The organism is Methylobacillus draconifructus (genome assembly GCF_045984355.1).
In the GTDB taxonomy this organism is placed as follows: domain Bacteria; phylum Pseudomonadota; class Gammaproteobacteria; order Burkholderiales; family Methylophilaceae; genus Methylobacillus; species Methylobacillus flagellatus_A.
Map to the genome: position 1 here is coordinate 213,908 of NZ_JBJQII010000003.1, position 21,933 is coordinate 235,840.

The 21,933-nt window shown below is 58.3% G+C and carries 20 protein-coding genes; 8 read left to right on the top strand and 12 right to left on the bottom strand.

The genetic code is table 11. The features are described from left to right. Nucleotides 1-105 precede the first annotated feature (105 nt). On the top strand, nt 106-1,524 hold the full coding sequence (gene mltF / locus ACJSDX_RS07475) for a membrane-bound lytic murein transglycosylase MltF (protein ID WP_407994167.1): 1,419 nt from the start codon (nt 106-108) through the stop codon (nt 1,522-1,524). Nucleotides 1,525-1,662: 138 nt separating this feature from the next. Continuing rightward, nucleotides 1,663-3,423 (top strand): cation:proton antiporter, encoded by a 1,761-nt coding sequence (locus tag ACJSDX_RS07480; RefSeq protein ID WP_407994168.1) that lies wholly within the window; start codon nt 1,663-1,665, stop codon nt 3,421-3,423. Nucleotides 3,424-3,478: 55 nt separating this feature from the next. On the opposite strand, the gene serS is transcribed toward ACJSDX_RS07480, so the two are convergent. The 7 genes from serS to ACJSDX_RS07515 form a co-directional block, all read right to left on the bottom strand. Further along, nucleotides 3,479-4,771, bottom strand: coding sequence for a serine--tRNA ligase (serS, locus tag ACJSDX_RS07485; protein WP_407994169.1), 1,293 nt, complete (start codon nt 4,769-4,771; stop codon nt 3,479-3,481). 44 nt (nt 4,772-4,815) lie between these two features. Beyond that, entirely contained in the window at nt 4,816-6,138 is a 1,323-nt protein-coding gene (locus tag ACJSDX_RS07490; protein WP_309564923.1) for a replication-associated recombination protein A, read from the bottom strand. A 50-nt stretch (nt 6,139-6,188) separates the two neighbouring features. Then, nucleotides 6,189-7,418: a FecR family protein gene (locus ACJSDX_RS07495; protein WP_407994170.1), complete on the bottom strand. Its 1,230-nt coding sequence runs from the start codon at nt 7,416-7,418 to the stop codon at nt 6,189-6,191. Further along, nucleotides 7,402-8,763, bottom strand: a complete 1,362-nt coding sequence (locus tag ACJSDX_RS07500; protein WP_407994171.1) for a surface lipoprotein assembly modifier — start codon at nt 8,761-8,763, stop codon at nt 7,402-7,404. Before ACJSDX_RS07500 ends, ACJSDX_RS07495 begins: the two co-directional genes overlap by 17 nt. Nucleotides 8,764-8,784: 21 nt before the next feature. Continuing rightward, nucleotides 8,785-9,390, bottom strand: coding sequence for an outer membrane lipoprotein periplasmic chaperone LolA (gene lolA / locus ACJSDX_RS07505; RefSeq protein ID WP_473234708.1), 606 nt, complete (start codon nt 9,388-9,390; stop codon nt 8,785-8,787). 18 nt (nt 9,391-9,408) lie between these two features. After that, entirely contained in the window at nt 9,409-11,706 is a 2,298-nt protein-coding gene (locus ACJSDX_RS07510; RefSeq protein WP_407994172.1) for a DNA translocase FtsK, read from the bottom strand. 152 nt (nt 11,707-11,858) lie between these two features. Continuing rightward, nucleotides 11,859-12,062 carry a hypothetical protein gene (locus ACJSDX_RS07515; protein WP_407994173.1) on the bottom strand — a complete coding sequence of 68 codons (204 nt, stop codon included), beginning with the start codon at nt 12,060-12,062 and terminating at the stop codon, nt 11,859-11,861. 334 nt (nt 12,063-12,396) lie between these two features. Here ACJSDX_RS07515 and ACJSDX_RS07520 point away from each other — a divergent pair, with 334 nt between their 5' ends. From ACJSDX_RS07520 to ACJSDX_RS07530, 3 genes are read left to right on the top strand one after another with little or no spacing between them, the layout of a single operon-like run. Beyond that, the gene (locus ACJSDX_RS07520) at nt 12,397-12,867 is read left to right on the top strand and encodes a Dps family protein (protein ID WP_309564917.1); all 471 of its coding nucleotides are present in this window, start codon (nt 12,397-12,399) and stop codon (nt 12,865-12,867) included. Nucleotides 12,868-12,925: 58 nt separating this feature from the next. Next, nucleotides 12,926-13,876, top strand: coding sequence for a thioredoxin-disulfide reductase (trxB, locus tag ACJSDX_RS07525; protein ID WP_309564916.1), 951 nt, complete (start codon nt 12,926-12,928; stop codon nt 13,874-13,876). A 51-nt stretch (nt 13,877-13,927) separates the two neighbouring features. Beyond that, complete coding sequence (locus tag ACJSDX_RS07530) at nt 13,928-14,467, top strand: Smr/MutS family protein (protein ID WP_309564915.1); 540 nt, start codon at nt 13,928-13,930, stop codon at nt 14,465-14,467. A gap of 158 nt (nt 14,468-14,625) precedes the next feature. Here the strand turns inward: ACJSDX_RS07530 and ispF are convergent, their stop codons facing one another. The 4 genes from ispF to ACJSDX_RS07550 all read right to left on the bottom strand — a co-directional run bounded on the left by ispF (nt 14,626) and on the right by ACJSDX_RS07550 (nt 17,652). Continuing rightward, nucleotides 14,626-15,108, bottom strand: coding sequence for a 2-C-methyl-D-erythritol 2,4-cyclodiphosphate synthase (ispF, locus tag ACJSDX_RS07535; protein ID WP_407994174.1), 483 nt, complete (start codon nt 15,106-15,108; stop codon nt 14,626-14,628). Continuing rightward, nucleotides 15,105-15,812, bottom strand: coding sequence for a 2-C-methyl-D-erythritol 4-phosphate cytidylyltransferase (gene ispD, locus ACJSDX_RS07540; protein WP_407994175.1), 708 nt, complete (start codon nt 15,810-15,812; stop codon nt 15,105-15,107). Before ispD ends, ispF begins: the two co-directional genes overlap by 4 nt. A gap of 133 nt (nt 15,813-15,945) precedes the next feature. Beyond that, a complete protein-coding gene (locus ACJSDX_RS07545; RefSeq protein ID WP_407994176.1) occupies nt 15,946-16,332 on the bottom strand; it encodes a YbaN family protein in 387 nt (128 codons plus the stop codon). A 111-nt stretch (nt 16,333-16,443) separates the two neighbouring features. Then, entirely contained in the window at nt 16,444-17,652 is a 1,209-nt protein-coding gene (locus ACJSDX_RS07550) for an ammonium transporter (RefSeq protein ID WP_407994177.1), read from the bottom strand. Nucleotides 17,653-17,886: 234 nt separating this feature from the next. On the opposite strand from ACJSDX_RS07550, the gene pap reads away from it, so the two are divergent. After that, on the top strand, nt 17,887-19,380 hold the full coding sequence (gene pap, locus ACJSDX_RS07555; RefSeq protein ID WP_407994178.1) for a polyphosphate:AMP phosphotransferase: 1,494 nt from the start codon (nt 17,887-17,889) through the stop codon (nt 19,378-19,380). Between the two features lie 71 nt (nt 19,381-19,451). Here the strand turns inward: pap and ACJSDX_RS07560 are convergent, their stop codons facing one another. Continuing rightward, a complete protein-coding gene (locus ACJSDX_RS07560; protein WP_407994179.1) occupies nt 19,452-20,123 on the bottom strand; it encodes a hypothetical protein in 672 nt (223 codons plus the stop codon). 302 nt (nt 20,124-20,425) lie between these two features. Here ACJSDX_RS07560 and ACJSDX_RS07565 point away from each other — a divergent pair, with 302 nt between their 5' ends. Together ACJSDX_RS07565 and ACJSDX_RS07570 are read left to right on the top strand one after the other, a co-directional pair. Continuing rightward, on the top strand, nt 20,426-21,598 hold the full coding sequence (locus ACJSDX_RS07565) for a PilT/PilU family type 4a pilus ATPase (protein ID WP_407994180.1): 1,173 nt from the start codon (nt 20,426-20,428) through the stop codon (nt 21,596-21,598). After that, nucleotides 21,598-21,924, top strand: coding sequence for a DUF3301 domain-containing protein (locus tag ACJSDX_RS07570; RefSeq protein ID WP_407994181.1), 327 nt, complete (start codon nt 21,598-21,600; stop codon nt 21,922-21,924). Before ACJSDX_RS07565 ends, ACJSDX_RS07570 begins: the two co-directional genes overlap by 1 nt. Nucleotides 21,925-21,933 lie beyond the last annotated feature (9 nt).

A 21,933-nucleotide genomic window follows, 5' to 3' on the forward strand; every position in this document is an offset into this window, starting at 1 on the left:
TAACTACTTGTTAAATAAAAGAAATACAAGTATTTTCATTTGCGGGCAAGAACTAAAAGATGCTCAGACTGGACAAAGACAGCAATCTTTAGGAAACTTGACCGGATGCGTTCACTGGTTATCTTTTTATTAGCGCTGTTGCTGATGGGCTGTAAGGAAGCGCCCAAACCGCTGGCAGACCCTCGCACCACCAAGGAAATCATTGTGGTCACCCACAATGGACCAAGTACGTACTACTATAGCGGCAATAATCAATATGCCGGGCTTGAGCACGATCTGGTGCGAAACTTCGTACGTGAGCTCGGTCCTGAGTACAGTGTCAAATTCCTTGTAGTCAATAATATCTCCCAGGTAATTCCCGCACTGCTCAAGCACAAGGCGCATTTTGCGGCTGCTGACCTCAGCATTACGCATACGCGCGAGCATTTGGTCAGGTTCACCCTGCCCTATCAGAAAGTGCAGCAGCAAATTGTCTTTAACAGCGAGCTGACAAAAGCGCCAAAAAATATCAAGGAACTGCTGGGCAGACAGATTACCGTCTCCTCCGGCACCAGCTACTCCGAACGCCTTCAACGCTTGAAGGAGCACGAGCCCCAACTCAGCTGGACGGAGACCCCCAATGCGAATTCCGACGAGCTGATGGCCCAGGTCGCCGAAGGCGAGCTGGATTTCACCGTGGCGGACGGACACTTGATTGCACTGGTGCAGAACTATTATCCCAACCTTGGTGCAAGCCTGACGCTAGGAAAGCCCGAACAAGTGGCCTGGGCCTTTCCGAAAACCAGCGACAAATGGCTGTATGAAAAGGCCAATGCGTTTTTTACGCGCATCAGCCAGGATGGCACGCTGCGCAACCTGATCGACCGCTACTATGGCCATGCCGACCGCCTCAAGCCGGTGGACGTCACCACCTTCATGCAGCGCTCCGAGACCTTGCTGCCTCAATACAGGCGCCTGTTCCACGAAGCCCAGGAACTGACCGGGCTGGATTGGCGCCTGGTGGCCGCGATTGCATATCAGGAATCGCACTGGGACAGGTTCAACACCTCGCCCACCAATGTGCGGGGCATGATGATGCTGACAGAGGACACCGCCGACAGGCTGGGCGTCACCGATAGGCTGGATGCGCGCCAAAGTATTATCGCCGGGGCACGGTATGTGCTTATGCTCAAGGACTTGATCCCGGAGAGCGTACATGAGCCGGACCGGACTTGGATGGCGCTTGCGGCCTACAACATCGGTTATGCCCACCTGCAGGATGCGCGCATCCTGGCAAAACGGTTGAAGCTCAATCCTGACCGGTGGGTGGACGTAAAAAAGGCCTTGCCGTTGCTGAGCAAGGAAGAACACTTTTCAACGCTCAAATATGGTTTTGCACGCGGTGGCGCTCCTGTCGTGTTTGTGGAGTCCGTGCGTACCTACCACAAGATACTGGCGCGGCGTGAGCCCCGGCATACGCCCATCTTCCCGAGTTTCGAGGTGGCAAGCTTGAACGGCTTCGGCAATACGCTTAGCCAAGAATAAGTAGCAGAATCAAGCTTTATCCTGCCCTTGGCTCTGCCGGGATCGTTATAAAATAGGGCTGAAACAGTTCTATTCAATCAAAACATGACGCAGCCATTGGCTCCAGTCATGTCTCTACCATAGAGAAAATATACGATTATGCACGCCGCCGCCTTCATACAGGACTTGGCTGTCATCATGCTGGTGGCAGGCATGGTCACGATTATCTTCCACCGCATGAAACAGCCGGTGGTGCTGGGCTACATCCTTGCCGGGCTGATATTGGGCCCGCACACCCCGCCCTTCGCCATGGTGCACGACAACCATACGATCGAGATCCTCGCAGAACTGGGCATCGTGTTCCTGATGTTTTCGCTGGGCCTGGAGTTCAGCCTGCGTAAGTTGCGGGCGGTAGGCGCCACTGCTGTGGTGGCGGCGCTGGTGGAAATCGTCGTGATGGTCTGGCTGGGCTATGAGATAGGCAGTTATTTTGGCTGGAAATCCATGGATTCGATCTTCCTGGGCGCCATGCTGGCGATTTCGTCGACCACCATCATCGTCAAGGCGCTCGACGAGCTCAACATGAAGCACGAGCGCTTCGCCCAGATGATCTTCGGCGTGCTGATCGTCGAGGATATCCTCGGTATCGGCATTATTGCGCTACTTTCCGGCATTGCAGTCACCGGGCAGGTATCCACCCTGGATGCCGCCGTCACCATTTCCAATCTCACCTTGTTCATGGTGGTTGCGCTGGTGCTCGGTATTATCCTTGTGCCCAAGCTGCTCGAATACGTCGCCAGCTTCAAGCGCGACGAAATGCTGCTGATCACCATCCTCGGCTTGTGTTTCGGCTTCTGCCTGCTGGTGATCAAGCTGGACTACAGCGTGGCGCTCGGCGCATTCATGATCGGCGCCATCATGGCGGAATCGCGCCGCATCCGGGCGATCGAGCGGCTGATCATGCCGATCCGCGACATGTTCAGCGCCATCTTCTTCGTCGCCATCGGCCTGATGCTCGACCCCGCCATCATTATCGAATATGCCGAGCCCGTGATCGTGGTCATCCTGGTGATCATCTTCGGCAAGATCTTCGCCTGCACCCTGGGCGCCATGGCCGCTGGCAACGACGGACGCACTTCCTTGCGCGTGGGCATGGGCTTGTCGCAAATCGGCGAGTTCTCGTTCATCATCGCCTCCCTGGGCCTGACGCTCGGCGTCACCAGCTCGTTCCTCTATCCGATCGCCGTGGCCGCCTCCGTCATTACCACGCTCACCACGCCTTACCTCATCAAGGCCGCCGACCCGCTGTCCAGCACCCTGGCCCGCAACATGCCGGCCAGGATTTCGCAATTCTTCCGGCTGTACAGCGACTGGCTGGCCTCCAACAACCATGCCCCGGACAGCGACGGCGCCATCCTCGCCGGCATTTACCGCAAGCTGCTGCTGCAAGTGTTCGTCAACCTGTGCATGGTCAGCGCGCTGTTCCTGGGGGCTGTCTGGCTAGTCAATGTGCACCTGGTCAGCCTGCCGTCTCCCATGCGCGACATCATGTGGCAGCAAGCTCTCACCTGGGGTTCGGCATTGCTGCTGGCAGCGCCTTTCCTGATCGCGGCCTTCAGGAAGCTGCAATCCCTCGGCCTGCTGCTTGCCGACCATACCACGCAAGGCATGACGGGAAACGATTGTGGCCGCGTGCAGCGCTTTATCGCCAAGGCGGTGAACGTGCTGGCTGTCGTTGGCATGGCATTGCTGATCCTGGCGTTGAGCCATCGCATCATGCCGCCGCTGGATGTTTGGGTTGTGGTGCTGCTGATCGTCGCAGGACTGGTTGCCCTGCTCTGGCGCTGGTTCGTGATGCTGCACTACCGCATGCAGATTGCCCTGATCGAAACGTTGAGCCAAGAAAAGGAAGAACATTGATGCCGCAGCGAGCGATTGCTCGCTGCGGCATCAGTTGACGGAGGCTTGCTTATTTCTAGGCGTTGATGACTTCCAGCCCGCCCATGTAAGGCCGCAGCGCCTCAGGCACCACCACGCTGCCGTCCGCCTGCTGGTTGTTTTCCAGCACGGCCACCAGGGTACGGCCCACTGCCAGGCCCGAGCCGTTCAAGGTATGCAGCAACTCGGGCTTGCCGCCTTCATTGCGGAAACGCGCCTGCAGGCGGCGCGCCTGGAACGCCTCGCAATTGGAGACCGAAGAAATTTCGCGGTAGGTATTCTGCGCAGGCAGCCAGACTTCCAGGTCATAGGTCTTGGCCGCGCCGAAGCCCATATCGCCGGTGCAGAGCAGCACGACGCGATACGGCAATCCCAACGCCTGCAGCACATGCTCGGCATGGCCGACCATCTCCTCCAACGCTTCATAGCTGCGCTCGGGATGCGTAATCTGCACCATTTCCACCTTGTCGAACTGGTGTTGGCGTATCATGCCGCGCGTATCGCGGCCGTAAGAACCTGCCTCGGAACGGAAGCATGGCGTATGCGCCGTAAGTTTGATCGGCAAGCTATCCAGCGCCACGATCTCGTCGCGCACGGTATTGGTCAGCGTCACCTCGGAGGTCGGGATCAGGTAAAGGGTTTCGTTGCTGTCGCCCCCCTGCCCGCCCTTCTGTGCTGCGAACAAGTCCGCCTCGAACTTGGGCAGTTGGCCGGTCCCGCGCAGGGTGTCCGCATTGACGATGTAGGGTGTGTAGCATTCGGTATAGCCGTGCTTTTCCGTCTGCGTATCTAGCATGAACTGCGCCAGCGCGCGGTGCAAACGGGCGATCTGCCCGCGCATGAGGGTGAATCGCGCGCCGGCCAGCTTGGCGCCGGTGTCGAAATCCAGGCCCAGCGGCGTGCCGATATCGGTATGGTCCTTGATCTGGAAGTCAAAACTGCGCGGCGTCCCTACACGGCGTACCTCGACGTTGTCCTCTTCCGACTTGCCGGAAGGCACGCTTTCATGCGGCAGGTTTGGCACGTTCAACAGGAGTTGCTGCAGCTCGGCCTGAATAACTGCCAATCGTTCCTCATCTTCCTTCAACTGGGCGCCCAGGCCGGCGATTTCCGCCATGATGGGGGCGACATCCTCGCCCTTGGACTTGGCGATGCCGATCTGCTTGGAAGTGGCATTGCGCTTGGCCTGCAAATCCTGCGTACGCGTCTGCACGGTCTTACGCTCGTTCTCAAGTGCTGTAAAAGCATCGGTATCAAAAGCAAAGCCTCGGCTGGCAAGGCGCGCCACGACGTTATCGAGGTCATTGCGTAACTGCTGGATGTCTAACATGAAAATTCCTGGGTTTGATTGCAAGTGTGCATAGGCACGTTGAGTTATTTTTTCCGCTTCTTGGCACGGGCATCCTCGTCAAGCGCCCTCAAGTGCGCCATTTTCTCGGCAATTTTACCTTCAAGCCCGCGCGGCGTGGGCACATAAAACTGCATCGCCTCAAGGTCGTCGGGGAAGTAGTCCTCGCCGGCGGCATAAGCCCCCGGCTCGTTGTGCGCGTAACGGTATTCCTTGCCGTAGTCCAATGCCTTCATGAGCTTGGTCGGCGCATTGCGCAGATGCAAGGGCACAGGGCGCGACTTGTCGCTGGCGACAAAGGCCTTGGCCTGGTTGTAGGCCATATAGGCCGCATTGCTCTTGGCCGCCACCGCCAGGTAGATCACGGCATTGGACAATGCCAGCTCCCCCTCCGGCGACCCCAGGCGTTCGTAAATCTGGCAGGCTTCCAGCGCCATGGTCTGCGCGCGCGGGTCGGCAATGCCGATATCCTCGACCGCCATGCGCACGATGCGGCGGCCCAGGTAAAGCGGATCGGCCCCGCCATCAATCATGCGCAGGAACCAGTACAGGGCCGCATCAGGGTTGGAGCCGCGCACGGATTTATGCAGGGCGGATATCTGGTCGTAGAAAGCCTCGCCTCCCTTGTCGAACCGGCGCAGCTTGCTCGCCATGGTCGACTGCAGGAATTCGGCATTGATCTCCGATACGCCGGCCGCAATCGCCGCATTGAACAAGCCTTCGGCAAAATTGAGCAGCCGCCTGGCGTCGCCGTCCGCATAGCCGAGCACCTGCTCCACGACATCCGGCGTCAAGGGAATATCCAGCTGCATTTCCTGCTTGCCGCGCTCGAGCAACTGTTTCAATTCGTCCTCGGACAAGGCGTTGAGAACGAACACCTGCGCCCGGCTCAACAGGGCGCTGTTGACCTCGAACGAAGGGTTTTCCGTGGTGGCGCCGATGAAGGTGATCAGGCCGCTTTCCACGAACGGCAGGAAAGCGTCCTGCTGGCCCTTGTTGAAGCGGTGCACTTCATCGACGAACAGGATGGTGCGGCGGCCGCGTTGCTGCAAGGTATGCTCGGCGCGCTCCACGGCCTCGCGGATGTCCTTGATCCCGGCCAGCACGGCGGACAAGGGAATGAACTCGGCATCCGCGGTATTGGCAATCAGCCTGGCCAGCGTGGTCTTGCCCACGCCCGGCGGCCCCCACAGTATCATCGACGGCAGCTTGCCCGAGGTGAAAGCCAAGCGCAAAGGCTTGCCTTCGCCCAACAGGTGCTTTTGCCCGACCACTTCATCCAGTGACTTAGGGCGCAGGCGCTCTGCCAGCGGGGCTTGGGGAGCAACGGGTTCGAATAGTCCGGTCACAATCGTCCCCTATCTATAGATCCATATTCAGACAAGGTATGAAATCCTGATTAACGCACATTTGATTGATTATCGACACGTTGCATTTCTACAACCTGATTATTTACAAATGGCTGCTCAGGAAGAGACGGGCCGAAAACAGGGTTATTTCTGATTACACTAAAATTAACACTAGCATCAGAAAGCTGATTACCGCTTAGCTGACCTTGATGCACAACCAAGTCGCAAGTATTGGTACAACCAACTCCTTCCAAAGTACCTTGCGAAAAGGCAAAACTACCATCGTGTGATAGCTTACCGGTAGCCCCGCCACTCATGTCAACTTCATTACGGCTTTCAATAATATTGGTTAGCTCCAAACCAAATCTGGCGCTATATTGACTGAAGTCAACGCTCAACGAACCTTTGGCTTCCAATTCCCCTGCGGTGCTTTCTATTTGAGACGTCCCTGACCATTGTCCCTGCACTCCAGCCAAGTGGTAGGCACTGATCAGACGTTCGCTTGGATCTGTTCCCCAGACGCATTGCCCGCCCAACCCGCCTAAGCAAGGCCCCCCGCTAATACTTTTGTTATCTCCAAGCACAAAACTTTGGGTTTCCGCCTGCTCTCGCTTTTGGTCCTGTTGTGCATCCTCAGAAGTTGCTCCGCTAGGCCCTGCAGCAGCGAGCAATGGCTGCTGCTCGCTATAAGCAGGCCTATTCAACTCACCGACCTCACCAGCTTGCCCCTTGTAAAGCACCAAGTTACCGACATCATTTTCAATAAAGACGGCTCCATCCCCCACTTTCACCAACAGGCGCTGGGCGTCATTGAGAGAAGCCGTGAATTCAGTTCCGCGTATACCGATAGTGGCAACGGGCGTATCCATACGGTAGTTAGGCTTGTTTGCATGTCCAATCACGCCGGTTATAGCACGCAAACCTCCCTTGATGAGGCGGAAGATGCCTCGTTCGCTGCCGTCTTGCTGGCCGTTATAGTGATATTCCTCGACCTTAAAGCTGGTATTGGGCTGCAAGGAAATGTAACCACCATCAATAAACTTGACCTGCATGCGTCCATCCACCGTTTGCAATGTTTCGCCGCTGTCAAACTCACTGCCTTTACTAGCAACCCTGGAGTTGCCTTGCTGATCGACAATGCTAGCCAGGCCATGTACAAACTCTACTTTGCCTGCAGCCGCCATACCAGAAAGCGGAACAAGCAGGGACGATGCCAGCAGTATCACTGTAGGCGATGGACGAAGGGCGAAACGCTGCAATGCCTTACCAATTGAAATCATGTCGTACACTCACTGAAAACATATACCGATCAAAATCATTGATCTGGGTATTGGACTGATTACGGATATAACTCAACTGCGGCCTGATCACCCAATCGCTGCCAGGCAGGTATCTCAGGCCCATGCTGATATCAAATTGATTATCTTGGCGCGTCTTGAGGAAGAAAGGGTCCTGTGCATCGTGGTGACGATGTTCATAGCTCAGGGCGCCGTATGCAACCACTGCCGGTGTGAGCGTCAATTGCCCCCCTACTCTTGCCCCACGGAGATCATTACTCAGGAAATCATATCCCGATGACCTGACTTTTTCACGTCCCATATAAACGCTAGTGAAAAGCACAGGGGTCTTATCTCCGGAAAAAACGTGTGCCCAGCCAGCTCCCGCCACATAGCGGTTTGCGTCGCGAATCTCGTTCTCAGGGTAGCTGATACGCACCAACTGGGCAAACAGGCTCAATTGATTCTTATTATCCACATCATGCTGCCACTGGGTATTCAAGCCATAAGCCCTGCGGAAACGCTGGTCATCTACCCAGATATTGGCATCCTGTACAGCCAATGTAAACGTATCGACAAACCGGCGATAGCGCAGACCTGCATTCACGTCTAGCGAACCTATATCGAACGCATGTTCATCATGATTCAGACGTTGCGAACCATTAGCCCCGGCAAACACAGATAAGCGCGAAGTCAACGGTGTACTCATCGACATGCCGCCTGCAACTGTCATGAAGTTATCCGAACTCGCCCGAGATGCGCGAGACAGCACCAAATCCAGATTATTCGCGATTCCAGGAACGGCCACTGAGGATGCTGTCGTAGCGCTGTTCACATTGGAATCATGGCCCAGCGTGCCTTCAAGATACGCCGAGAACGTCGTCGCCAGCCCCTGGGCCTTGTCGATCGCGCTCATATAGCGATTGATCACCCGGGCCATGTCTTCCGGCGGCTGCCGGTCGAGCACGTTCCTGAATTCGGCGCGGGCGGCTTCTTGCTCGCCCAAAAGGAAATACGCGCGGGCGATCTGCGCCCTGGCGTTGGCGTTATCCGGCTGCACCGCAAGCACGCGCTCGAGTGCAAACACACCGCGCGTCACATGCCCGCTGTCAATCGCGGCCAGCCCGAACAGCATGTCATACGCCGGGTCGCCCGAATGCTCGGACTCCACCGGCTCCAGCAGGGCATATGCGGCGGCATAGTCGCGGCCTGCTATCAGGCTTCCTGCCTTGACGAGCAAGTCAGCATCCTGCCCGCAAGCCGCAGCTCCGCCCATCAACAGCAAGGCCGCCCCCACCATGCCGTGGAAAGCGGCCCTGTACAATAATACAGCCTTGCTGCCCGCCATACATTGCTTGAATACGGCCACTTACTCGCCCACCACATCGGCCCCCGCAGGTACCACAAACTTGAATTGGCTGTTGGCGATAGAGGGATTGCGCTGCAACTTGCTGAACTGGATGCTGGTGGTATGCCCGAAGCTGTCGTGCAGCTCCATCTTCTGCAATTCGTCGCCCTTGAAGCCGAGCAATACCTTGTCGAAGCCGCTCTCTTCCGCCTTGGGCACCGCCTGCGCCCACTCCAGGCCGTCGGACCGGCTGACAGTGGTCAAGGTGAAATTGCGCTCGGCATCCTGCGCACCGGCCAGCAGAGAGGCCGGGCTGGAGCCGATCGCCTTGCCCATCGCCCGCACGGTCACCTGGTTGAGGTCGGGATCGTAGAGCCAGACCTTCTCGCCGTCGCCCACGATCTGCTGCACATAGGGCTTGTCGTAATCCCACCTGAACTTGCCGGGACGCTGCAACTGCATATTGCCTGCGACTTCCTGCACCTTGTTGCCCTGCGCGTCGGTGACGACCTGGTGGAAATGCGCCTGCATGGCGCTGGTGGACTTGAAAAACGCCTTGAGCGACTCGACACCATCAGCTTGTGCTATCAATGGCATCATCATTAACAATGCTGCTACAACCCTCATTTGCTCAATCTTTCGTGCTTATTCATGGTTATTGGGCGCAATCACTTCCCGGTTGCCATTGCTCTGCATGGCAGACACCAGCCCGGCCCGCTCCATTTCCTCGATCAGGCGCGCAGCGCGGTTGTAGCCGATGCGCAACTGCCGCTGGACGGATGAAATGGACGCGCGGCGCGACTTGAGCACGATGGCGACGGCCTCGTCGTAGAGCGGGTCTGCCTCGCCGCCGCTCTCGCCGAGTTCACCTGCCTCGCCGCCATCCTCGCTGCCGCCGGTGAGGATGCCCTCGATGTAATTCGGCTCGCCTTGCTGTTTGAGGTATTCCACCACGCGGTGCACTTCCTGGTCGGAAACAAAGGCGCCATGCACGCGCTGCGGATCGCTGGTGCCGGGCGGCTGGTAGAGCATATCGCCCTGGCCCAGCAGCGCTTCCGCGCCCATCTGGTCGAGGATGGTGCGCGAGTCTATCTTGCTCGAGACCTGGAACGCCACGCGGGTCGGGATATTGGCCTTGATCAGGCCGGTGATGACGTCCACCGACGGACGCTGGGTCGCCACCACGAGATGGATGCCGCAGGCGCGGGCCTTCTGGGCGAGACGCGCGATCGGCTCTTCCACCTTCTTGCCGACCACCATCATGAGGTCGGCCAATTCGTCGATCACCACGACGATCAATGGCAGTTCTTCCAGCGGTTCGGGTTCGTCCGGCGTCAGGCTGAACGGGTGCGGAATCGACTTACCTTCTTTTTCCGCATCGCGGATCTTCTGGTTGTAGCCAGCAAGGTTGCGCACGCCCAGCATGGACATCAGCTTGTAGCGCCGCTCCATCTCCGCCACACTCCAGTTGAGCGCATTGCCCGCTTGACGCATATCGGTAATCACCGGGGCCAGGAGATGCGGAATCGCGTCGTACACGGACAGTTCCAGCATCTTGGGGTCGATCAGGATCAGGCGCACCTTGCTGGGTTCCGCCTTGTAGACCAGGCTCAGGATCATGGCGTTGATCGCCACCGATTTGCCCGAGCCGGTAGTCCCCGCGACCAGCACGTGGGGCATCTTGGCAAGGTCGGCCACTACGGGCTTGCCGGAAATATCCTTGCCCATGGCGATCGCCAATGGCGAACTCACGTCGGCATACACCTGAGAGCCGAGAATCTCGGAAAGATAGACGATCTGGCGCTTGGGGTTGGGGATTTCCAGGCCCATGTAGGTCTTGCCCGGGATGGTCTCCACCACGCGCACGCTGATGACAGACAAGGCCCGCGCCAAGTCCTTGGAGAGGTTGGCGACCTGGCTGCCCTTGACTCCTGCCGCCGGGTCGATTTCATAGCGCGTAATCACCGGGCCGGGCAACGCGGTCACCACCTTGACTTCGATGCCGAAATCCATGAGCTTGCGCTCGATCAGGCGCGAAGTGAATTCGAGGGTCTCGGCAGACTGCACTTCCACCACGCCGCTGGGTTCATCCAGCAGATGCAAGGGCGGCAGAGGAGAATCCGGCAATGCCTCGAACAACGGCGTCTGTTTCTCGCGCTGCACCCGCTCGCTTTTCGCGATCTCGAACGTAGGCGGCACCTCGATCTGTACAGGCAGGCGGTCCTCGGTGCGCTTGCGCTCATTGCCCACGAACTCGTTGCGCTGCTGCTCGGCGGCCTTGCCCACTTTCCTGTCCTGGTAATCCTGCCAGCGCTCGATAACGTAGTGATAGCTGAACTCCAGCCCGGCGCCGAATTTTTCCGCAATCGCGATCCACGACCAGCCAGTGAACAGGCTGAAGCCCACCGCAAGCAGCAACAGCAGCACCAGTGTTGAACCCGCGAAGCCCAGTATCGCCTGCAGGCCGGCATCCACCAGTGAACCCAGCATACCGCCGGCGGCTAGCGGCAATTCCACCGTCATGGCGTAAAAATGCCCTGCCTCCAATGCAGCCGAGGACAGCAGCAACATGGCGAACCCAGCCAGGTTGAGCCAGATCAATGGCTTGCGCTCGGCATCGACGACTTCGAGGCGCAGGTATACCAGCCACATGGCGTAAAACGCCAGCACCACCCACCACCAGGCGGAAAAGCCAAACAGGTACAGCAGGATATCGGACAGCCAGGCGCCCAGCGCCCCGCCTGCGTTCTGCGTCACGTCGCCGTCGCTGGTGCTATGCGACCATGAAGGGTCGGTGCTGCGGTAAGTGAATAAGATTAAGGCAAGATAAAGGCCGACGACGACCAACACAAGCCACCAGGCTTCCTTGACGATGCCAGGGGTGGCTTCAGGCTCGGCTTGACGACGGCTATTGAGCGGCGTGCTTTTTTTCTGGAAAAACAAGATGATTCAGTACCCGGCACAAAATTAAGCTGTCCCGATTATATCAGCATCAACCCTGTTTCGCTCCGGCATGCTGCTCAGCAGCATGAAGCGGCAAATACATGATGGCCGGAGCGCGCCCCAGCCATTTCCACTCGTGCTATCGAACCGCTTCAGACACAATCGCAAAACGCATCGATGTTCCTGACCAGCGCGCCTTGATTGCCTGCGCGGCTGATACGGTCGAATGCCGCTTCTTTTTCTGCGACATTTTCTGCGGGAACATATTGAGCGTGGTTGAAACGCGGAACAACTTGCTCAGGATGCAGAACGTCGTCCGCATGTCCTGGAGGGTGACGAACTTCTAGTACCAACATATGCTACTTCCTTTTCCTTTTGGGAGGTGAATCGACTCGACAGGAATTGTGTTCCCGTCACGCAGTTGGATGACATCCTTGTCAGATAGTTCCTACTTCGCCGTTTTACCCATGCTCATATCACCTGCCGGCTCTTTTGATGGGGCCGCGGCAATTAACCCAGGCTATCATTCCTATAAACATAATCAATTTGCACTCCCCTGTAGCGACGCCTAAACTAGCGAAACTAAGCATTGCCATAATGGTCTGGTAACAAGCAGGCTTAAGCTCATCCGCAAAGATTCCGCATGCATTGATTGCGGATGGTACTTCACCTCAAATAAAGGAGAATAAGATGGTAGATATTGGCATCAGTGAAAAAGACCGCAAGAAAATCGCTGAAGGGCTTGCGCGTTTCCTTGCAGATACTTACACGCTGTACCTCAAGACCCATTACTTCCACTGGAACGTGACCGGCCCGCAATTCCGCACCTTGCACCTGATGTTCGAGGAACAATACAACGAGCTATGGACCGCAGTCGACCAGATTGCAGAGCGCATCCGCTCCCTGGACTTCCCCGCTCCCGGCACTTACAAGGAATTCAGCAAGCTCACCTCCATCGAGGAGACCGACGGCGTCCCGCATGCCCAGGACATGATCAAGGCGTTGGTAGCCGGTCACGAGGCCGTGGTGCGCACTGCGCGCTCGGTATTCCCGACCGCGGAAAAGGCAGCTGACGAAGCGACGGCCGACCTGCTGACGCAGCGCCTGCAAATCCATGAAAAAACCGCATGGATGTTGCGCAGCCTGCTGGAAAAACCCTAATATTCCGACCTTTCGAACATCGCACCTTTAGAAATATTGCATTAGGAGTACTCACTGTATGGCAACAAAACATGCTCGCTTGCTGATCCTGGGTTCCGGCCCGGCAGGCTATTCTGCCGCCGTGTATGCGGCACGTGCCAACTTGAAGCCCGTGCTGATTACCGGCATCGCCCAGGGCGGCCAGCTCATGACCACCACCGAGGTGGACAACTGGCCAGCCGACGCCGACGGCGTACAGGGCCCGGAGTTGATGGCACGCTTCCAGAAGCATGCGGAGCGCTTCAACACGGAGATGATCTTCGATCATATCCACACCGCCCATCTCGCCGAGAAGCCGATCCGGCTGGTCGGCGATTCCGGTGAATACACCTGCGATGCATTGATCATTGCGACCGGCGCTTCCGCCAAGTACCTTGGCCTGCCTTCGGAAGAAGCTTTCGCCGGCAAGGGCGTGTCCGCCTGCGCCACCTGCGACGGCTTTTTCTACCGCAACCAGGAAGTCGCCGTGATCGGCGGCGGCAACACCGCAGTGGAAGAAGCGCTTTATCTTGCCAACATTGCCAGCAAGGTCACCCTGGTGCACAGGCGCGACAAGTTCAAGGCCGAGGCCATCCTGGTAGACAAGCTCATGGAGCGCGTGAAGGAAGGACGTATCGTGCTGGAAACCTTCCAGACCCTGGACGAAGTCCTGGGCGACGACTCCGGCGTCACCGGCGTCCGCCTCAAGGACGTCAACAGCGGCTCGACCAAGGAGATCGCGCTCAAGGGCGTGTTCATCGCGATCGGCCACAAGCCGAACACCGACATCTTCGAGGGCCAGTTGGACATGGAGGGCGGCTATATCGTCACCAAGGCCGGACGCGAAGGCAACTTCACTGCCACCAGCGTGCCCGGCGTATTCGCTGCCGGCGATGTGCAGGACCACATCTACCGCCAGGCGGTGACCAGCGCCGGTACAGGCTGCATGGCGGCGCTCGATGCCGAGCGCTACCTGGATCAATTGTCCTAAACCACACTCCCGCAGGGCCTCCCTGCGGGCCTCTTTTTCGGTTGGCAGCAGATGGCAGAACAAGACGACAAGGACGATGAAAGCAGGCTGTTCCTTGATGCAGTCAAGGATGTGCGCCCGCTCAAGCCATCCCGGCTATACCATCAGCCGCCTTCTCCCAAGCCCATTCCGCGCCAGTTCCTGCGCGACGAGCGCCAGGCCCTGGCCGATTCCTTGAGCGACGGCTACATTCCTGCCCACGAGCTCGAAAGCGGCGAAGAGCTGCTCTACCTGCGCGATGGGCATTCCCCCGACATCCTGAGCAAGCTGCGCCGCGGCCATTGGGTGGTGCAGGCCGCGATAGACCTGCATGGCATGGTCAGCGACGAAGCGCGCGTCTATGTTGCCGAATTCCTTGCCCACTGCAGGAAGCGCGGCATCCGCTGCGTGCGCATCATCCATGGCAAGGGCCTGAGCTCGCGCAACCGCGAGCCCGTGCTCAAGCACAAATTACGCAACTGGCTGATGCAGAAGGATGAAGTCATCGCCTATGCCCAGGCGCGGCAGCAGGATGGCGGCAGCGGCGCCGTCATCGTCCTGCTCAAGGCATAAGCATATATTCGTTATACCGGCTCAATCCGAGCCTGCTAAATCACCCGAAATGACGAAGGGCTCCGGGGGCATCCATGCAAATCGCCCGGCATTGCAACATGCGGAAAACCCCAGTTCAGAGCAGTTTTGTGAAAGCAACCGGATGCCCCCGCAGCGCTTTAAATCTGGTAGCGCTGGATCAGGCATACCGCCTGCGCCGCAATACCCTCGCCGCGCCCGGTGAAACCCAGCTTTTCGCTGGTGGTGGCCTTCACGTTGACGCAGTCCGCCGGGATACCGCAATCCTCCGCGATATGCTGTACCATTTGCGCAATGTGGGGTGCCATTTTGGGCGCTTCCGCGATAATCGTCGCATCAATGTTCACGACGTTGTAATGCCTGGCCTTGAGCAAGGCTACGACATGGCGCAACAAGGCCCGGGAATTTGCTCCCTTGAAGCGCTCGTCGGTATCGGGGAAATGCTTGCCGATATCGCCCAATGCCGCAGCCCCCAGCAAGGCGTCGCTGACGGCGTGCAGCAGCACATCGGCATCCGAGTGCCCTTTCAATCCCTTCGCAAACGGGATGTCCACCCCGCCGATGATGCAAGGCCGTCCTTCCACCAATTGATGCACGTCAAATCCGTTTCCTACTCTGATCATGATGTTGTCTGCTCCCTGGCATCTGCAAGCAGAATCGCTTCTGCCAATTGTAAATCCTGCGGATAGGTAATCTTGAGGTTTCTCAGCTCGCCGGGCACCAGCTTGGGACTGTAGCCGAGCGCTTCCACCGCCTGCGCTTCGTCCGTCGGGGCTCCGCCGGCCTGGCGCAACGCCTTTTTCAACAAGGCGTAACGGAACATCTGCGGCGTCTGCGCCTGCCACAGGCCGTCCCTCGGCTCCGTATTGGCGACGCGCTGCCCGGCATCGGCTCGCTTGAGCGTATCGGCCAGCGGGATCGCGAGCAGGCCGCCCACCGCATCGTCCTGCACGCTGTCCAGCAAGCGGTCCAGCATTGCCATGCTCAATCCCGGCCGCGCCGCGTCATGCACCAATATCCAGTCGTCATCCGCCGCTTGTGGCGCAATCGCTTCCAGTCCGTTCAATACCGTGGCTGCACGGGTTGCGCCGCCCAGCGCATGCACGACCACCTTTGCGTCCAGATCAGCGGCGCTATATTTCTGCCACAAATGGTCATCCGGCGCGATCACGACGTGCACGGCGCTGATGCGGGGCGCAGCTGAGAAAAGAGACAAGGCATGATGGATGAGCGGCTTGCCGTTCAACGGCAAGTATTGCTTGGGCAATTCGGCCCCCATGCGGCTGCCTGTGCCGGCTGCCGGGATCAGGACATGAAATTTCGACATGGGCCGCATTCTAGCATGGGCCGGCACCAGCGCAGCCCTGGCTCGGAGCAGCTGACAAGCGCGTTAATGCGTTGCCCTGCCGCAGGCAGTACAAAAATTACGACACGGTCGGGCAATTGTAAGAGGGTTTTGGTCATTCCTGCTTGCACGGCACAGGTTCCGGGCGCAGCAACAGCCAGACCGCCACAGTCGCCATGGTGACGGTCACGCCCCATTTGGCCCATAATGGCGCTGGCGAGAACCATAACCCGGTTGCGCTGCACGACATCATGAACACCGCCAGGTATTTCGCCTTGCGCGACACTGCGCCGCGCTCGCGCCAATCGCGAATATGATGCCCATACTTGGGGTGGTTGAGCAGGTAATGCTCCAGTTGCGGCCAGCCATGCCCGCCTGCCCATGCCGCCAGCAGCACGAACGGCACCGTGGGCATGATCGGCAGGAACGCCCCGATCACGCCGAGAATCAGCGCGATCACGGCCAATAAGCGCCATAACAATATCTTGGTCTGCCTGAGCATCAATACGTCTCGTCACTATGAGCTTCGCAAGATACCATGTTCACGGCCCAATCGCCCAGACAGAGCCCTGAATCGCGCGGCTGGCACTATTTCCCCAGCAAGTTGTTACCGCTATTCATCCTGCCCTGCAGCCAGGTTGGGCGTAGCTGCGATCTTGTGGATGGAAAGGTCGGCGCCGTCATACTCCTGCTCGGCATCCAGCCGCAGTCCGACCAGCAATTTCAATATGCCGTAGACTGCAAAACCGCCGCTCAAGGCAATCACCAGGCCCAAGGCAGTGCCCAGCAGTTGCGACGCCAGGCTGACGCCGCCCATGCCGCCCAGCGCAGTCGCGCCAAAGATACCGGCAGCCACGCCGCCCCAGGCGCCGCAAATGCCATGCAAGGGCCAGACACCGAGTACGTCGTCAATCCTCCAACGGTTCTGGGTCAAGGTAAAAGTCCAGACGAACACCGCGCCAGCCGCCAGCCCGATCGCCAATGCCCCCAGCGGGTTGACCACGTCTGAGCCTGCGCAAATCGCCACCAAACCAGCCAAGGGGCCGTTATGCACGAAGCCGGGATCGTTCTTGCCGGCAAGCAATGCCGCGAGCGTGCCGCCGACCATGGCCATCAATGAATTGAGCGCCACCAGGCCGGTCACCGCATCGACCGTCTGGGCAGACATGACGTTGAAGCCGAACCAGCCGACCGTGAGTATCCAGGCGCCCAGCGCCAGGAAGGGAATGCTGGACGGCGGGAAGGCATGCAGCCTGCCGTCCTTGCTGTAGCGGCCGATGCGAGGGCCAAGGAGCAATACGGCCGCCAGCGCGATCCATCCGCCCATCGCATGCACGACGACAGAACCGGCAAAGTCATGGTAGGGAGCGCCGAAAGCCGCTTCCAGCCAATCCTGAAAGCCGAAATGGCCGTTCCAGGCGATGCCCTCGAAGAAGGGGTATACCACGCCGACGATGACAAAGGTCGCGGCCATCTGAGGGTTGAATTTGGCCCGCTCGGCAATGCCGCCGGAAATGATGGCGGGGATGGCTGCCGCAAACGTCAGCAGGAAAAAGAACTTCACCAGCTCATATCCATGGTGCGCAGAAAGCGACTCCGCCCCTTGCAGGAAGCCCACGCCGTAGGCCACGCCATACCCGATGAAAAAATAGGCGATGGTGGATACCGAGAAATCCACCATGATCTTGACCAGGGCGTTGACCTGGTTCTTGCGGCGCACGGTGCCCACTTCGAGGAAGGCAAACCCTGCATGCATGGCAAGCACCATAATGGCGCCCAGCAATATGAAAAATACGTCGTTTCCCGACTGTGTTGAGTCCATGTCATCTCCTCCGTTTATTTTATAGCGGGGAATACATAGCAAAAACTACGCCACTCATCATGCCTTTGTTTTTAAATAGTTTTATAAATCTATCGAAATAAGGAAGCACCAAATATGATCCATCAACTGTGCATTGCACCAATAACGTGCAACTCCATGGAAGACTTGACTACGGAGCTTTGACACTTGCAGAGAAATTCTGCACCATGGACCGATCTCATCAGGGAATACGCCATGTTTGAATCCGCTGAGCTCGGCCACAGTCTCGACGATGAACTTTATAAGAAAGAAGTGCCCGCCTTGCGCGAGGCCCTGCTTGACATCCAGTTCGACCTGGCGGAATCCAAGGCTTTCCCCGTCTTGATCCTGATCGGCGGCGTGGATGGCGCAGGCAAGGGGGAAACCGCCAACCTGCTCAATGAATGGATGGACCCGCGCCTGATCCACACTTGCGCTTTTGGCCCAGCCACGGAAGACGAGGCGGAGCGCCCCCGCATGTGGCGCTTTTGGCGCGAACTGCCGCCCAAGGGCAAGATCGGGATTTTCTTCGGGTCATGGTATACCGCGCCCATTCTGGAAAACATGTCGAGCGGAAAACTGCGCAAGAAGCTCGACAGCCGCCTCAGCGATATTGTGCGCTTCGAACGCATGCTCACGGATGAAGGGGCGCTCGTCATCAAGCTCTGGTTCCATCTCTCGAAAAAACAACAGAAAAACCGCATTGCCGAGCTGGAAGCCAATCCAAAGACGCGCTGGCGCGTCACGGAGCAGGACAAGCAGCATCTCAAGCACTATGACGAATTCCGCACGCTCACCGGCCATATCCTGCGCGAGACCAGCACCGCCAACGCGCCCTGGCTGGTCATCGAAGGCTTCGACCCCAATTACCGCAGCCTGACCACGGGCAAATACCTGCTGGAGACCATACGCAACCGCCTGGATAGCAAGGCGCCCCCTCCCCGCAAGGCGGCAGCGCCCGCGCTCGCATTGACGGCGGCGGACAGCCTCAATGTGCTGAACACATTGGACCTGAAAAAATCCCTGGACAAGGACGATTACGAAGAACGCTTGGAGGAATATCAGGGCAAGCTCAACCTGCTCACCCGCCATGAAAAATTCCAGCAGATTTCGGTGATCATCGCTTTCGAGGGCGTCGACGCTGCCGGCAAGGGCGGCGCCATCCGCCGCGTCACCCAGGCCATGGATGCCCGCACCTATAGCATCGTCCCGATCTCGGCGCCTTCTGACGAGGAAAGCGCCCAGCCTTACCTGTGGCGCTTCTGGCGCCAGTTGCCCAGACGCGGGCGCGTCACGATCTTCGACCGCACCTGGTACGGCCGTGTTTTAGTGGAACGGGTGGAAGGATTTTGCAGCACGCAGGACTGGATGCGCGCCTATGCCGAGATCAACGACTTCGAGGAACAATTGGTCAGCCACGACATCGTGCTCGTTAAATTCTGGCTGCATATCGACCAGGAAGAACAGTTGGCGCGCTTCAAGGCCAGGGAGGACACTGCATTCAAGCGCTACAAGATCACGGATGAAGACTGGCGCAACCGCGAGAAATGGGACGATTACCAGCGCGCCGTCTGCGACATGATAGACCGCACCAGCACGGAGCAGGCGCCTTGGACCCTGGTCGAATCCAACGACAAGAAATATGCCCGCATCAAGATACTCAAGACCATTTGCGAACAGCTGGAGCGCAAGCTCGACGCATTGAAATAAGCAGCGCGGCGTATGGGCATATGCGAAAACCCGGTCGCCGGAAAAGCATTGGGAACAGCTACGCGGCCCTCTCAGGCGATATTGTCCGCGCGCTCGATCTGGATGTGGCTGACCGCGTCCGGGTCGCCGATCCAGAAATAATAGAACTCGCGCACCACGGCGAGAAACAACCGCTGGGTGGGCTTCATGGTGAAAATGCCGACCGTGGCGTTCACCGCCTGGCGATACACCTTGTGGTCGCGTTCAGGCGCATCCCGCAGCTTGAGCAATAAGAGCTTGACCAGCCGCATCCGGGTATCGACCAACGCCTGGTCCGCCCCCTCCTGGCGCAATGCATAGCTATAGGCCTTGAGCGGCCAGGTGTCGGCCACGCCGAACTTCTCGCTGTCCAGGCGCTGCCATAACGTCTTGAGATCCTGCTCGACAGGCTGCCACTTGGCCGGGTTGAGCTCGAACTCCTGACCGGCATTCAAGGCGGCGATGGCCTTGATGTCGTGGTTCCAGAAATGGTAGTACTCGCGCACCACGGAAAGGAAGAACGGCCATTGCTCGCGCTCTACTTCGGTCAGCAGGTGTTCGACGGCCTCCCGGTAGATCAGGCCGTCCGCCGGTTGCCCCGCAATGGCGGGCAACAGCGCTAGAAGCCAGTGCTCCCGCTGTCTCAGCCCCTCATTGTCGACTCCCTTGTTCTTGAGCAGCTTGAGATAGGCATTCATGGCCTCGCGTTCGCGGATATCGTTCATGGACTTGGTACAACTCGCTTGCAGTCAATTCAGAAAACAGTTTCCAATAGAAACGCCATGGCAGTGTAAGCATATTAGCGGCATCCGCCAAATTAAATTTAGGCTATTGAGCGTAGGAATCCATGACCCCATATAAAACCTAAGCGCGCTTCGTTTCCCGAGCGCGGCTGGCCCAGCTTCGGAATGCGGACAAGGCAGCCGGGGCCGGACATAATGACAGCGGCGTTCAACCTCATTTAATATGGCGTCTGCCCATTGGCTATTGACGGCCCTTATAACCCGCATCCCGGATTGGATTTGGCATGAATCAGGAACAGGCCCTGGCCTATATGCACACGCTGCTGCGCTCCATGCTGGAGAAGAAAGCGTCCGACTTGTTCATCTCCGCGGACTTTCCGCCCGCGATGAAGATAGACGGCAAGATGACGCCGGTCACCCAGCAGAAACTGAGCGGCGAGCACACCAAGGCCTTCGCCTACGCGCTCATGAGCGAAAAGCAGCGGCTGGAGTTCGAGCAGAGCAAGGAATGTAATTTCGCCATCTGGCCCAAAGAGATAGGCCGCTTCCGCGTCAATGTCTTCATCCAGCAGGAGAAGGTCGGCATGGTGCTGCGCACCATCACCACGCAGATCCCGCGCTTCGACGACCTCGGCCTGCCGCCCGTGCTCAAGGAGGTCATCATGGCCAAGCGCGGCCTGGTGATCCTCGTCGGCGGCACCGGCTCGGGCAAGTCCACCACCCTTGCGGCCTTGATCGACTACCGCAACGAAAACAGCCATGGCCACATCATCACCGTGGAAGACCCGGTGGAATACGTGCATGCGAGCAAGAACTGCCTGATCACGCACCGCGAAGTCGGGCGCGACACCAACGATTGGTTCAGCGCGCTCAAGAACACCTTGCGACAGGCGCCCGACGTCATCCTCATCGGCGAAATCCGCGACCGCGAAACCATGGAATTCGCCCTGGCGTTTGCCGAGACCGGCCACCTATGCATGGCGACCCTGCACGCCAACAGCGCCAACCAGGCCATAGACCGCATCATCAACTTCTTTCCGGAAGAACGGCATGCGCAGTTGCACATGGATCTCTCGCTCAACCTGCGCGGCTTCATCTCGCAGCGCCTGGTGCCGAAGAAAGGCGGTGGACGCTGCGCCGCGATTGAGATCCTGCTCAATTCGCCCTTGGTCGCCGACCTCATCCTCAAGGGCGAAACCAATATGATCAAGGACGCGATGGCGAAATCGGTCGAGCTAGGCATGCAGACTTTCGACCAGGCCCTGTTTGCATTATGCGAGGAAGGCCGCATCACGGAAGAGGACGCACTGCGCAACGCCGACTCCTACAACGAGCTGCGCCTTCGCTTCAAGCTGCACGGCAAGCATGCCGCTGCGGAGGACAACAGCGCGCGCATCGATACGCTCTCGCTGCATGAAGACGAACCCGAAGAAGAACCCGACCCACTGAAGCCATAATGGAACTCTATTTGCTCATCATTGCCGTCATCGGCGCCTGGTACTGGATAGACAGCATCGCCAGCCGCGAACAAGCCATTGCCTGCGGACGGGAACTGGCGGAACGCTGGAACCTGCAACTGCTGGACGAAACCGTTTCCTGCAGCAAGGTCTGGTTCGGCCGAAACAGCCGCGGCCGCATGCAATTGCGGCGCACCTATCAATTCGAGGTCAGCGCGCGTGGCAGCGACCGCCTTTCCTGCGAGCTGGTCATGCTGGGCCGCCACCTGCAAAGCTGGCATATCCCGCCCTACCTGCAACCTGTGCCGTCCAACCCCCTTTACTAGGGCCCGCTG